This window comes from Streptomyces sp. ActVer, assembly GCF_027270795.1.
GTDB classification, from domain to species: domain Bacteria; phylum Actinomycetota; class Actinomycetes; order Streptomycetales; family Streptomycetaceae; genus Streptomyces; species Streptomyces umbrinus_A.
Map to the genome: position 1 here is coordinate 1 of NZ_JAPWHT010000293.1, position 13,155 is coordinate 13,155.

Annotated in this window: 12 protein-coding genes and 3 pseudogenes; 10 read left to right on the forward strand and 5 right to left on the reverse strand. The window is 71.4% G+C overall.

Features of this window, described 5'->3' with window-relative positions; genetic code table 11:
- The 8 genes and pseudogenes from O3Q52_RS35455 to O3Q52_RS35490 all read left to right on the forward strand — a co-directional run.
- Positions 1-399 (forward strand): annotated as a pseudogene (locus tag O3Q52_RS35455) (hypothetical protein); the annotation flags it as partial.
- Between the two features lie 69 nt (positions 400-468).
- Positions 469-894: a GNAT family N-acetyltransferase gene (locus O3Q52_RS35460; RefSeq protein WP_269652735.1), complete on the forward strand. Its 426-nt coding sequence runs from the start codon at positions 469-471 to the stop codon at positions 892-894.
- 192 nt (positions 895-1,086) lie between these two features.
- Positions 1,087-2,451, forward strand: coding sequence for a hemolysin family protein (locus O3Q52_RS35465; protein ID WP_269652736.1), 1,365 nt, complete (start codon positions 1,087-1,089; stop codon positions 2,449-2,451).
- Positions 2,448-3,470: a hemolysin family protein gene (locus O3Q52_RS35470; protein ID WP_269652737.1), complete on the forward strand. Its 1,023-nt coding sequence runs from the start codon at positions 2,448-2,450 to the stop codon at positions 3,468-3,470. Before O3Q52_RS35465 ends, O3Q52_RS35470 begins: the two co-directional genes overlap by 4 nt.
- A gap of 129 nt (positions 3,471-3,599) precedes the next feature.
- Positions 3,600-4,382 carry an SGNH/GDSL hydrolase family protein gene (locus O3Q52_RS35475; RefSeq protein ID WP_266748872.1) on the forward strand — a complete coding sequence of 261 codons (783 nt, stop codon included), beginning with the start codon at positions 3,600-3,602 and terminating at the stop codon, positions 4,380-4,382.
- 168 nt (positions 4,383-4,550) lie between these two features.
- On the forward strand, positions 4,551-4,892 hold the full coding sequence (locus tag O3Q52_RS35480) for a DUF4326 domain-containing protein (RefSeq protein ID WP_269652738.1): 342 nt from the start codon (positions 4,551-4,553) through the stop codon (positions 4,890-4,892).
- Positions 4,893-5,051: 159 nt separating this feature from the next.
- Positions 5,052-6,491, forward strand: a complete 1,440-nt coding sequence (purB, locus tag O3Q52_RS35485) for an adenylosuccinate lyase (protein ID WP_269652739.1) — start codon at positions 5,052-5,054, stop codon at positions 6,489-6,491.
- 460 nt (positions 6,492-6,951) lie between these two features.
- Positions 6,952-7,035 (forward strand): annotated as a pseudogene (locus tag O3Q52_RS35490) (mismatch-specific DNA-glycosylase); the annotation flags it as partial.
- A 4-nt stretch (positions 7,036-7,039) separates the two neighbouring features.
- Here O3Q52_RS35490 and O3Q52_RS35495 read toward each other — a convergent pair.
- Complete coding sequence (locus O3Q52_RS35495; RefSeq protein WP_269652740.1) at positions 7,040-7,486, reverse strand: hypothetical protein; 447 nt, start codon at positions 7,484-7,486, stop codon at positions 7,040-7,042.
- A 65-nt stretch (positions 7,487-7,551) separates the two neighbouring features.
- Positions 7,552-7,797, reverse strand: coding sequence for a hypothetical protein (locus tag O3Q52_RS35500; protein ID WP_269652741.1), 246 nt, complete (start codon positions 7,795-7,797; stop codon positions 7,552-7,554).
- 68 nt (positions 7,798-7,865) lie between these two features.
- Between O3Q52_RS35500 and O3Q52_RS35505 the strand changes: the two genes are divergently transcribed.
- Positions 7,866-9,023, forward strand: coding sequence for an ROK family transcriptional regulator (locus O3Q52_RS35505; protein WP_269652742.1), 1,158 nt, complete (start codon positions 7,866-7,868; stop codon positions 9,021-9,023).
- Positions 9,024-9,105: 82 nt separating this feature from the next.
- Here O3Q52_RS35505 and O3Q52_RS35510 read toward each other — a convergent pair whose 3' ends face one another.
- Together O3Q52_RS35510 and O3Q52_RS35515 are read right to left on the reverse strand one after the other, a co-directional pair.
- Positions 9,106-9,867: a GntR family transcriptional regulator gene (locus tag O3Q52_RS35510; RefSeq protein ID WP_269652743.1), complete on the reverse strand. Its 762-nt coding sequence runs from the start codon at positions 9,865-9,867 to the stop codon at positions 9,106-9,108.
- A gap of 243 nt (positions 9,868-10,110) precedes the next feature.
- Positions 10,111-10,995 carry an RNA polymerase sigma-70 factor gene (locus O3Q52_RS35515; protein WP_269652744.1) on the reverse strand — a complete coding sequence of 295 codons (885 nt, stop codon included), beginning with the start codon at positions 10,993-10,995 and terminating at the stop codon, positions 10,111-10,113.
- Positions 10,996-11,210: 215 nt separating this feature from the next.
- Here O3Q52_RS35515 and O3Q52_RS35520 point away from each other — a divergent pair, with 215 nt between their 5' ends.
- Entirely contained in the window at positions 11,211-12,041 is an 831-nt protein-coding gene (locus tag O3Q52_RS35520) for an alpha/beta fold hydrolase (protein ID WP_269652745.1), read from the forward strand.
- A 96-nt stretch (positions 12,042-12,137) separates the two neighbouring features.
- Here the strand turns inward: O3Q52_RS35520 and O3Q52_RS35525 are convergent.
- Positions 12,138-13,151 (reverse strand): annotated as a pseudogene (locus O3Q52_RS35525) (EamA family transporter); the annotation flags it as partial.
- Between the last annotated feature and the right edge of the window lie 4 nt (positions 13,152-13,155).

Consider the following 13,155-nt stretch of genomic DNA (forward strand, 5'->3'; position numbering starts at 1 on the left):
CCCGGCTTCCCCTCCTGGGCCGCTCCTTCCGCCGACTCGCCGCTCTGGCGCGTCCGGCGTCTGGTCGAACTGGCCGTCACGGGTGGACGCCGGATCGCCGCCGAGTCCACGCGTGGGAACGATCACGAAGGCCACGCGGCCGTGCTGCGCCGCAGCGGGCTGGTCACCGGCTCGGACCTGATCACCGCGCTCGGCGCGGTGGCCGGGCGCCGCTCCCTCGACGTCTTCGGGCGTCACAGCGGAGCCGACCCGGACCAGTACGCGACCCGGTGGCTCGCCACGGCCGTCTATCTGGCCGCCGCCGAGGCGAACCTGAGGCACGGGACATGGCCCGGGCACGAGCACGCCGACACCGACACCAGCGTCGACACCGACGATTCACGATCCATCGATTCATGATCCATGAGGTCAATCACTCGGTACGGAAACCGTTCGCCAGACAGGTCGGCGCTCTGCTTGGCTCGCCCCATGAGTGATCTCCACATCCGCTGCGCCACCCTCGCCGACATCGACACCGTGCTGCGTTTCTGGCGTGAAGCCGCGGAAGGAACCAGCATCAGTGACGACCACGCCGGAATGGCCGCCCTCGTCACACGAGACCCCGAAGCCCTGCTCCTCGCGGAGCGCGACGGGGCTCTGGCGGGAACCGTCATAGCCGGGTTCGACGGATGGCGCTGCTCCGCGTACCGACTGGCCGTACACCCGGACCACCGTCGACAGGGCATCGCGAGCGCTCTGCTGGAAGCGGCCGAGCAGCGCTTCGCCGCCCTGGGCGGGCGCCGCGTCGACGCCATGGTCCTGGAGGCCAACGAACAGGCACACCACACCTGGGCCGCCACTGGCTACCATCGCGAGGACCACTGGCGACGCTGGGTCAAGCCGCTGGCCGACTGACCGAAGCGCGGGGCGTGCCTGATCCTCCGTCCGTGGGGGACCCGGTCGTCTCCCCCGCAAAGTCGTCTCCTAGGAAAGGTGTGAGCCTCCGCCCATGGGCGAGCCTCCCGGTACCCGACGGCACGGCGTCCCGCTGTGCCGTCATCGCGCGATTCCCCCGCCCGTGGCCGATCATGGGACGGAGGTGACCCGATGACCGAAGTGCTCCTCCTGGTCGTGGCGGTGCTGCTCTCGCTTGCCTGCGGCGCCTTCGTCGCGGCGGAGTTCTCACTGACCACGGTCGAGCGCAGCGAGCTGGAGCGGGCCGTCGAGCGCGGCGAGGTCGGCGCGGCGGGCGCCCTCAAGGCCGTACGGAACCTCACCTTCCAGCTCTCCGGTGCCCAGCTCGGCATCACGGTCACGAACCTGGTCGTCGGCATGCTGGCCGAGCCGTCCGTCGCCAAGCTCATCGCGGGTCCGCTGGAGGCCGCCGGTGTCCCGGAGTCCGCGTCCTCCTCCGTGGCCCTGATCCTCGGTACGGCCCTGTCGACGGTCTTCCTGATGGTGGTCGGCGAACTGGTGCCCAAGAACTGGGCGATCTCCTCACCGCTCGCCGTGGCCAAGCGGGTGGCGACTCCGCAGCGCTGGTTCAGTTCGCTGTTCCGGCCGTTCATCAGCCACCTCAACAACACGGCCAACCGTGTCGTACGCCGCTTCGGTGTCGAGCCCGCCGAGGAGCTGGCCTCCGCGCGCGGCCCACAGGAACTGGTCGCGCTGGCCCGGCACTCCGCGAAGCAGGGTGCCCTGGAGCCGGACACCGCCGAGCTGTTCGTGCGCACGCTGAACCTCGCGGACCTCACCGCGGAGAACGTGATGACGCCGCGCGTCCAGGTCATCGCCCTCGACGTCCAGGCGACCTGCGAGGACGTGGCGAACGCGACCCGCGCGACCGGGCTGTCCCGTTTCCCCGTCTACCGCGGCAACCTCGACTCGGTCGTCGGTGTCGCACACATCAAGGACTGCGTCGCGGTGCCCGCCGACCATCGCGCTCGTACGCGCGTGTCGACGCTGATGCGTGAGCCCCTGCTCGTACCGGAGTCGCTCACCGTCGACCGGCTCCTGGACCGGCTGTCCGGCAAGCGCACGATGGCCGTCGTCATCGACGAGTACGGCGGCACCGCCGGGGTCGCCACCCTGGAGGACATCGTCGAGGAGGTCGTCGGTGAGGTGCGGGACGAGCACGATCCCCACGAGACGCCCGATCTGGCCCCGGCCGGCAGGGACGACGAGGACCGCACGCTGTACTCCGCCGACGGCTCCGTACGCATCGACCGGCTGGCCCGGCTCGGTCTGCGCGCTCCGGATGGGCCGTACGAGACCCTCGCGGGCCTGATCGCGGCCGAGCTGGGGCGCATTCCCGCCGAGGGGGACACGGTCGAGGTCGCCGGGTGGCGGCTGGACGTGGGGGACGCGTCGGGACGGCGGGCCGCACGGGTGCTGATGCACGCGCCGCAAGTCGTGGATGTCCCGTCCGAACGGCCCAGGAAATCCCGTGAACGTGAAGGGGGCGAGCGATGACCGCCGTACAGCTGCTCATCGGTCTGGCGACCCTCGTCGTGAACGCCTTCTTCGTGGGGGCCGAGTTCGCGCTGATCTCCGTACGCCGCAGTCAGATCGAGCAGACCATGGAAGGCGGCGCGGAGGGCGACCGGCGGGCGCGCAGTGTGCTGTGGGGACTTGAGCACGTGTCCGCGCTGATGGCTGCGGCACAGCTCGGCATCACGCTGTGCACGCTGGTCCTGGGTGTGGTCGCGGAGCCGGCGATCGCGCATCTGCTGGAGCCGGTGTTCCACGCGGTGGGTCTTTCGAAGGGCACCGGGCACGTGATCTCGTTCGTGATCGCGCTCTCCCTGGCCACGTATCTGCACATGCTCCTCGGTGAGATGGTCCCGAAGAACATCGCGCTCGCCGAACCGGTGCGGACGGCGCTGCTGCTCGGCCCGCCGCTCGTCGCTCTGTCGCGGGCGCTGCGGCCGGTGATCTTCACGATCAACGCCTTCGCGAACGGCCTGCTGAAGCTGATGCGGGTCGAGGTGCGGGACGAGGTGTCCGCGACTTTCTCGGACACGGAACTGGCCCGGCTGGTCAAGGATTCCAGCGAGGCCGGGCTGATCGACGACCGCGCGCAGGAGCGGCTGCACGACGCCCTGGAACTGGGGCGCCGTCCGGTGCGGGACGTGGTGCTCCCGCTGGAAAGCGTCGTCTACGCGCGCGTGGGCGTCACGGCCGAGCAGCTGGAGGCGCTGTCCGCCGAGTCCGGCTTCTCCCGCTTCCCCGTCGTGGACGAGGGGCGTCGCATCGTCGGCTACCTCCACGTCAAGGACGCGCTCGACGCCATGCCGCGGGACCTGCCGTCCCGGGTCCAGGACATGCGGTCCATCGCGCGCGTCCGGGAGAGCACGCCCCTGGACGGCGTACTGACGGCGATGCGACGCAGCCGTACGCACCTGGCCGCGGTGCTGGGTACGGGCGGGCGGCTGGCGGGGCTGGTGACGATGGAGGACGTGCTGAGGGAGTTGTTCGGGCAGCCGGTGTGAGGGACGGGGCGGGCGACGCGCGAGGGCGTGTGCCGGGCGGCGCGGGAGGGCGTCCGCCTGGCGGCGTAGGAGGGCATGCGCCGGGCGGCAGACCGGTGGGTATGTGCACGGGTTATCATCTCTTCCGCCATGCAGACGAATGCCACCTACACCAGTCTTGTCGCGATCGGCGACTCCTTCACCGAGGGCATGTCGGACCGCCTCCCCGACGGCTCGTACCGCGGCTGGGCCGACCTCCTCGCGGCCCGGATGGCCGCTCGGACACCCGGTTTCCGGTACGCCAACCTCGCGGTACGCGGCAAGCTCATCGGCCAGATCGTCGCCGAGCAGGTCGACGTCGCCGCGGCCATGCAGCCCGACGTGATCACACTCGTGGGCGGGCTCAACGACACCCTGCGGCCCAAGTGCGACATGGGGCAGGTCCGCGGACTCCTGGAGGAGGCCGTCGAGCGTCTCGCCCCCGCCTGCAAACAGCTCGTGCTGATGCGCAGCCCCGGCCGCCAGGGCCCGGTCCTGGCCCGGTTCCGCCCGCGCATGGAGGAACTCTTCGCCTGCGTCGACGACCTCGCGTCCCGGCACGGCGCGCTCGTGGTCGACCTCTACGGGGCACCGTCTCTGGGCGATCCCCGGATGTGGGACGTGGACCGGCTGCACCTGACGGGCGAGGGACACCGCCGGGTCGCCGAAGCGGTGTGGCAGACGCTCGGGTACGACGCGGAGGACGCCGACTGGCGCACCCCCATGCCGCCGTCCCCGCCGCCCGGCTGGGGCGCCCGCCGCACCGAAGATGCCCGCTTCGCCCGGCAGTACCTACTGCCGTGGATCGGCCGCCGCCTCACCGGCCGCTCATCGGGCGACGGCCGCCCGGCGAAACGACCGGAGCTGCTGCCGTACGAGACTCCGGGGGCGTAAGCCCTGGCATGGGCCGGGGGCGCTGTGTCGAGCTGGCCGGGGGTGGCGGGCCTCCCAGCGGCGGCGGGCCGGCCGGTGGCGTGTGCGGCCCGTGCGGCGCATGATCGGGCTCGCCACCCCGCGTGCCGCGCCAGCGCCGCCAGCCCCGCCGAGGGAACGGAGTCCGCCGTGACCACCACCGTCATCAACCTCAAGGGCCACATCCACGACTTCGGCTCCCGCCTGCAAGACGCCCCGGCGGACCTCGTGTACGTCGGCCGCCGCTGGACCATGGGGCACTGGGACCTTCCCCAGCACCCGCTCTACAACCCGTTCGCCTACGACACCGCCACCAAGAAGCGCGACGGAACCCGCGCCGAGGTGATGGCCAAGTACCGGGCGTACCTCCTCGAACGCCCCAAGCTGCTCGCCCTCGTGCCGGAGCTGCGCGGCAGGACGCTGGCCTGCTGGTGTGCGCCGGAGCTGTGCCACGGCGACATCCTGGCGGAGCTGGCCGACGCGGGATCGTAGACCGCCGGGTCGGCATCCGTGGATCAGCGCCAGAGGATCACCACCGAGGAATCCGGATCACCGCCGGCTGCCTCCCAGCCGCTCGCCCGCGCTCTCGTAGCTTCCGACAAACGGGCCCGTGGCGCTGGCCTGCAGGAACCGCCAGTAGAATCTGGACACGTGACTGCGCCCGCAAAGCCCCGTATCCCGAACGTCCTCGCCGGCCGCTATGCCTCGGCCGAGCTCGCCACCCTGTGGTCCCCCGAGCAGAAGGTGAGGCTGGAGCGTCAGCTCTGGCTCGCCGTGCTGCGGGCCCAGAAGGACCTCGGGATCGAGGTGCCGGAGGCCGCGCTCGCTGACTACGAGCGGGTGCTCGACCAGGTCGACCTGGCCTCGATCGCCGAGCGCGAGAAGGTCACGCGGCATGACGTGAAGGCGCGGATCGAGGAGTTCAACGACCTCGCCGGGCACGAGCACGTGCACAAGGGCATGACGTCCCGGGACCTCACCGAGAACGTCGAGCAGCTGCAGATCCGGCTCTCCCTGGAGCTGATGCGCGACCGCTCGGTGGCCGTCCTGGCCCGTCTGGGCAAGCTCGCGAGCGAGTACGGCGAGCTGGTCATGGCCGGTCGCTCGCACAACGTGGCGGCGCAGGCGACGACCCTCGGCAAGCGTTTCGCGACCGCCGCCGACGAGCTGCTCGTCGCGTACGGCCGGGTCGAGGAGCTGCTCGCCCGCTACCCGCTGCGCGGCATCAAGGGCCCGGTGGGCACGGCCCAGGACATGCTCGACCTGCTGGGCGGGGACGCAGCCAAGCTCGCGGACCTTGAGCAGCGGATCGCCCGGCACCTGGGCTTCTCGCAGGCCTTCACGTCCGTCGGCCAGGTCTATCCGCGCTCGCTCGACTACGAGGTCGTGACGGCGCTGGTGCAGCTGGCCGCGGCGCCTTCGTCCACCGCGAAGACGATCCGGCTGATGGCCGGGCACGAGCTGGTGACCGAGGGCTTCAAGCCCGGTCAGGTCGGCTCCTCCGCGATGCCGCACAAGATGAACACCCGCTCCTGCGAGCGTGTCAACGGCCTGATGGTGATCCTGCGCGGCTACGCCTCGATGACGGGCGAGCTGGCGGGCGACCAGTGGAACGAGGGCGATGTGTCCTGCTCGGTGGTGCGTCGGGTCGCGCTGCCGGACGCGTTCTTCGCGCTCGACGGTCTGCTGGAGACGTTCCTGACCGTGCTCGACGAGTTCGGCGCGTTCCCGGCCGTCGTCGCGCGTGAGCTGGACCGCTACCTGCCCTTCCTCGCGACGACGAAGGTGCTGATGGGCGCGGTGCGCGCGGGCGTCGGCCGTGAGGTCGCTCATGAGGCCATCAAGGAGAACGCCGTCGCCTCCGCCCTCGCGATGCGTGAGCAGGGCGCCGAGCGCAACGAACTGCTCGACAAGCTCGCCGCGGACGAGCGCATCCCGCTGGACCGGGCCGGGCTAGACGCGCTGATGGCCGACAAGCTGTCCTTCACGGGTGCCGCCGCCGACCAGGTGACCGCGGTGGTCGCCCGGATCGAGGAGATCGTGAAGCAGCACCCGGAGGCCGCGGGCTACACGCCAGGGGCGATCCTCTGACGCGACTCACCCCCGCGGAATTGGAGAGCCCGCCTGCGACCGTCTTGTACCGGCTGTCGTCGAGGACGGCCGCAGGCGCGGGTGATCGGGTGCACGTGTGAGTGCTGCCCAACCGTTCCTTGGGACTGAGCGGGAATGAACCCGACCAGCCGCACGCCCCGAACGGTGTTGGGCGCACTGGTCGTCCGCTTTCGCGTCCCGGGCGGCGACACGGATCCTGTCCGTGGTCCGAGCCAGGTGGGCGGAGTCCCTCACGACCTGGCCTGTGAGCATGGCCAGAGGCGACGGGGAGGCCCTGAACCATCTCACTGGTGGAGCAGGGGCCCCGCACGCTGGCACCGTACTCGACGTCCCAGATCGCACCGCGACGTTACCCCGATCGGCCCAGGGCTTCACAAGTCCAGAAGCCGATCATCACACGATCGAGCTAAACCGACCTCGTACACGCTCCCCAACGAGCAGTCCTTGTGGTCTGAACGCGCATTGGACGGCGGCGACGATGGCGGAGGAGTTCGGCCGGTTGCGGGAGGCCGCGCAGGCGTGACGGGTCACGGTGGGGCCAACTCCGTGACCAGCGCGAAGAGTTGGACCTCCAGCCCTTCCCTCGGCTCCGAGACCCCCACGGCGACCCAGCGTCCGGTGCCGTCGGCCTCCCACAGGTCCACGTATCTCACGTAGGCGCTGAGGTAGGCCCACGGCTTCGGTATCTGCTCGTCCGGGTCCTCGGAGCGCAGGAAGACGCCGTCCAGGCTCGTGAGGTACGCCTCGCCCCAACGTTGGTTCAGCCGCTGGGCGACGCCCTCTCTGTAGGCGATGAACTGGTCCGTGATCTCCGTCCGCTCCCCCTGCTCACCCGTCCCGAGGCCGTGCGTCGTCTCCAGCACCACCAGGTGGTAGCCGGGTCCCCCCGCGCCGATGTCCGACCAGCCGTGCGCCGCGGGGAAGTCGCGGACGCACAGCTCGTCGATCGTGGCGAGGTGTCGCTCAGTGGTCATGAAGTCCAGTAAACCGGTCACCACTGACACTTGGCGGCCCGTCAGGTGACAACGGGCCCTCGGGTTCACGCGTCCCGACGGCGAAGCCCCCCGGCCCCGGCCAGGAGCGCGACCAACGCCCGCACCGTCGTCGACGCGAGATCGCCCGCGCGGTCGGGCGTCGGCAACGGGACGGTGAAGTCCCACGTCAGCGGCGTACCGGCGAGGCTGGGAGTGCGGGACCGTGCACAGTCGGTGATCTCGGCGTACGAGTCGGGGTGCGTGGCCGCCCGGCCGATGCGGTCCCGGTGCAGGGAGAGAGTCCCCGGCACTCGCCGGAGACGGCCGCGCCGAGTACGATCCGCCCAACCAACACGCGCACTAGCTGGGAGGACGGACGTTGGGGCGGTTGACCGGCGGGGATCCCTCTCTGCTTCGGAGGATCAACTCCGCGGTGGTGCTGCACGCGCTGCGCGCCACGGAGTTCGCGACGCTCACCGAGATCACCCGGGTGACCGGGCTGTCCCGGCCCACGGTCGAGGGTGTCGTCGAGGGGCTCATCGAGGGCGGGCTCGTCGTCGAGACGGCGGCCGAGGAGGGCGCTGCCCGGCGCCAGGGCCGTCCCGCGCGCCGGTTCCGCTTCCGGGCGGAGGCGGGCCATCTGCTGGGCCTGGAGATCGGCCCGCACCGCGTTGCCGCGCTCCTCTCGGACCTGGACGGCCGGATTCTCGGCTCGCTCGCCAAGGACGTGTGCGAGACCGCTTCGGCGGACGAACGGCTCGAACGGCTGCGTACGGCCGTCGCGGAGCTGCTGCGCCGCGCCGGGGTCGCCCGGGGGTCCCTGCGTGCCGTCGGCGTGGCGTCGCCCGGGATAGTCGAGGCCGACGGCACCGTACGGCTCGGTACGGCGCTGCCCGAGTGGACGGGGCTTCCTCTGGGCGAGCGGCTGCGCCGTTCCTTCAAGTGTCCGGTGCTGGTCGAGAACGACGCCAACGCGGCGGCGGTCGCCGAGCACTGGAAGGGCGCGGCCACCGAGTCCGACGACGTGGTGTTCGTGCTGGCCGGACTGAGCCCGGGCGCCGGATCCCTCATCGGCGGGCGGCTGCACCGCGGCTACGGGGGCGCGGCCGGCGAGATCGGGGCGCTCCACCTGCTGGGCCGCGAGGTCACTCCGGAGACCCTGCTGTCCACGACCGACGAGCCGCTGCATCCCCTCGACGAGCAGGCCGTCGCGGAAGTGTTCACCCACGCGCGTGAGGGCGACGAACGGGCCCTGGCGGCCGTCGACCGCTTCATCCAGCGTCTGGTCCACGACGTGGCCGCGCTCGTCCTGGCGCTCGATCCCGAGCTGGTGGTGATCGGCGGCTGGGCGGCGGGCATCGACGGCGTACTGGAGCCGCTGCGCAAGGAGCTGGCCCGCTACTGTCTTCGGCCGCCCCGCGTGACGCTGTCGCTCCTGGGCGAGGCCGCGGTGGCGACGGGCGCGCTGCGGCTGGCGATCGACCATGTGGAGGAGCAGCTCTTCGCGGTGGAGGGCACCGTGACGGCACGCCGCTGAGCGAGTCCCGGACGCAGGAAACGGAACGCGTCGCGACCCGGAGTCCCGGGGCGCGACGCGTACGCGTTCGAGCGGCGGATCGTCAGGAGGCGCGGCGCTCCGGGTCGTGGTGGATCTCCACGCCGCCCGAGTCGCCGAACGTCAGCCGGCAGGTGTCGGCGCGGTACGTGGCGACGGAGGCCGCCGCCGTGCCTCCCTCGGCCACGAAGCGGGTCGTGACGACGAGGACGGGCGCGCCGGGAAGCCGGTCGAGTTCCTTGGCGTCGTCCGCGCGGGCCGAGCCCAGCTCCACGGAGCGGTCCTGGCTCTCCAGGCCGAGGCGCTGGAGTTCGCGCAGCACGGCACGCGCGCGTGCCGCTCCCGAGGGCGCGTCGATTCCGGAGAGGTCGGGCACCGAGGCGGCCGGGATGTAGAGCAGTTCGGCGGCGACGGGCTGACCGTGCGTCACCCGGGAGCGGCGCACGATGTGCACCTGCTCGTCGGGTTCGGTCTCCAGGGCTTTCGCCACCGCCGAGGGCGGGACCGCCACCGCGCAGTCCGCGAGCTGCCAGGCGTCGCCGGCCGCGCCCGGCCACGTGTGCTGCTCGGGGCCGACGGCCACGCCCATGCGCGGCGGTGCCACGGTCGTGCCGACTCCGCGGCGGCGCTGGAGCCGGCCTTCCAGTTCGAGCTGCTCCAGGGCCTGGCGGAGCGTGGCCCTGGCGACGCCGAACCGGGCTGCGAGATCACGCTCGTTGGGCAGGATCTCGCCCACCGAGAACTCGGAGTCCAGTGCTTCGCTGAGCACGGTCTTGAGATGCCAGTACTTGGGCTCCGGCACCGTATCCAACTGCGTGGTCCCCACCGTGTCCTCCGCAATCGCCGTGTCTCGGCGGCTTTTAACGCCCTTGTTTATTAAAGGTTCCTGCACTATCCCTGCGACCATATGGCGGCCTCAACCCTTGGTCAAGACCAATCCTCGATCCGTTACAGCTCGCACAGACGTGTTTACACAGAGCGTTCATGCGGCGTTCGCGATGCGCCGTATCGGTGACACAAAGGCAAAGCCCCCGCCTGGTGGACGGGGGCTCGGGCCGGGCGGATCGTGTCAGTCGACGGCGAGCGACAGCAGCTTCTCAGGGTTGCGGATGATGTAGACGCACTGGATCCGGCCGTTCACGACGTCCAGTTGGAGGACACTGTCGGGCTTGTCGTCGGACAGCACCAGGAGCGCCGGTCCGCCGTTGACCTCCAGGAAGCGGAACGACGCGTCCGCAACGCCCTTCTGTGAGATTCCGGCGATGAAGCGGCCCACCTTGTCGGCCGACTCCAGGACCCGCAGCGGCGCCTGGGCCAGGCCGCCACTGTCGCCCACCAGGCGTACGTCGGGGGCCAGTAGGGACATCAACCCCTCGATATCGCCCTCCGTCGCGGCGGCGAGAAACCGTTCGGTGAGATCGCGCTGTTCGGCGGGGTCGACCTCGTAGCGCGGCCGCTTCTCCTCGACGTGCCGACGGGCCCGCCCGGCGAGCTGTCGCACCGCGGACTCGCTGCGGTCGAGCGTGATGGCGATGTCCGCGTACGGATAGCCGAAGGCCTCCCGGAGCACGAACACCGCGCGTTCCAGCGGCGACAGGGACTCCAGGACGACGAGTACGGCCAGGGAGACGGAGTCGGCGAGCACCGCACGCTCCGCCGTGTCGGGGACGGTGGCCCCGAAGTCGGTGACGTACGGCTCGGGCAACCAGGGCCCCACGTAGGCCTCTTTGCGGGACTGGACCTGCCGCAGCCGGTCGATGGCGAGCCGCGTCGTGACGCGCACCAGGTATCCGCGCGGTTCGCGTACGTCGGAGCGGTCGGCGCCGGACCAGCGCAGCCATGCCTCCTGGACCACGTCCTCGGCGTCGGCCACCCGGCCGAGCATGCGATAGGCGACGCCCGTCAGGACGGGCCGGTGTTCTTCGAATACCTCGGTCACGGTGTCGGTAGCCACGGCACCATCCCAACCCGACGTGTCGGGTCGTGTCCAGGCGAATAACGGGTGGTCCCGCACACTCCGGCCCCGCGTACGGCACCGGTCGAGAGGTGTGCGGAAGGCGTTGAGGGCCCTGCGCCCGGGAGGTTGACGACATCCGGGGGCTACCCGTCGGTAGTAATTGCTGACAAGGTGTCTAGGAGTCAGCCGGTCATCAGACGAGGAGCAGCTCCATGTCCGCCACGGTCTCCTTCAGCGTCCCCTCTCCGCGTGGCCCGCGGACCGTGACCCTCGCGTACGCGCGCGTGGGCAGCGGCGAACCGCTCCTGCTGCTGCACGGGATAGGCCACCACCGGCAGGCATGGGACCCGGTCGTCGACATCCTGGCGGCCGAGCGGGACGTGATCGCGGTGGACCTGCCCGGCTTCGGCGAGTCGCCCGCGCTGCCGGACGGACTCGCCCACGACCTGTCGACGATGAACGCCGCGCCCAGCGGGCTGTGCGAGGCGCTGGAGCTCGACCGGCCGCATGTGGCGGGCAACTCCCTGGGCGGGCTGCTCGCCCTGGAGCTGGGCCGCGAGAAGCTCGTACGGTCCGTCACGGCGCTGTCGCCCGCCGGATTCTGGTCTCCCGTCGAGCGGCGGTACGCGTTCGGTCTGCTGCAGGCGATGCGGGCGGCCGCGCGGAGCATGCCGCTGCCGATGGTCGAGCGCCTGTCCCGGTCGGCGGCGGGCCGCACCGTGCTGACCAGCAGCATCTACGCGCGCCCGGCCCGCCGTTCACCCGAGGCGGTCGTCGCCGAGACCCTCGCGCTGGCCAATGCCCAGGGATTCGCCGAGACGCTCAGGGCCGGTGGGTCGGTGCAGTTCTCCGACGACGTCCCCGGACTTCCCGTCACCGTCGCGTGGGGCACCCGGGACCGGATTCTGGTGCGCCGCCAGGGGATCCGGGCCAAGCAGGTCATTCCGCGGGCCCGGCTGGTGCGGCTGCCCGGCTGTGGGCACGTCCCGATGAACGACGATCCGGCGCTGGTCGCCCGGGTCGTCCTGGACGGCAGCCGCTGACCTGCCTCGCGGCCACCGGCTCAACGCGCCCGCCCCCAGGGCGACTCCGGCACCGACCAGGGCGCTGCCGACGGCCTGGGGCGTCCCGTAGGAGCCCGTTCCGACGAGCGGGGCCGTGCAGGCCGCCGCGACGGGGATGAGCCCGGAGAAGAGCGTGGCGCGCTCCGGGCCGATGCGCTGCATGCCCATGTACCAGCAGACGAAGCCGATGACCGTGACGATCACCGCCTGCCACAGCAGGGCGGCGGTCTCGGTGGTGTCGGGCGTCCGCAGCCAAGCGCGGCCGTCGACGATCACCCCGGCCACCGCCGACTCGACGGCCGCGACTCCGCACACGGTGGCGGACAGCAGTCGCGGTCCGAGCGGCCGCAGCACGGGCACGGCGAGCACCGCGAAGCCGACCTCCCCGACGAGCGCGCACAAGGAGAAGGCGATTCCGGCTCCGTCGGCGCGTCCCCACCCCTGGACGGCGAAGGCACCGCAGGCCACCAGCAACGCCCCGTACAGGACGATCCGTTGGGACCGACGGCCCTCCAGGAGAGGTACGAGAACGGCCACGACGACCGGGGCGCAGCCTACGAAGACACCCGGCACCGCGGGTTCCGCGGTGCGTTCGGCCGCGATCACGGCAAGGTTGAATCCGACCATACCGACGGCCGCGAGCAGCGCGAGCCGGGTCCACTGGGCCGGCGTCAGGGTGCGCAGGGGTGCCGCGCCGCCCCTGCCGACCAGGGGCAGGAGCAGCAGACAGGCGAGGCCGTAGCGGACGAACTGACCGCCCGCGTACGGGTAGTGGCCCAGGACACTGTTGGCGGTGAAGGAGCCTCCGACGAGGACGCAGGCGAGGGCGGCGAGCAGGGCTCCGCGGGTGGTGGTGGCGTTCATGCCCGTGACGCTATGAAGGGCGGCGGCCCGGTTTAAGGTCCACTTCCATGACGTCATCGGGGACCAGTCCGGATACGCCCGGAGCGGCGGAGTGGGCCGCCGCGTGGGAGCTGCTCCTGCCGGCCGCTTCGGCACCGGCACGCGCGCGTGGGGGACCGCGATCTCCGTCTTGCCGTAGCCCACGTCGCCACAGACCAGGCGGTCCATCGGGACCGTCTTCTCCATGTCC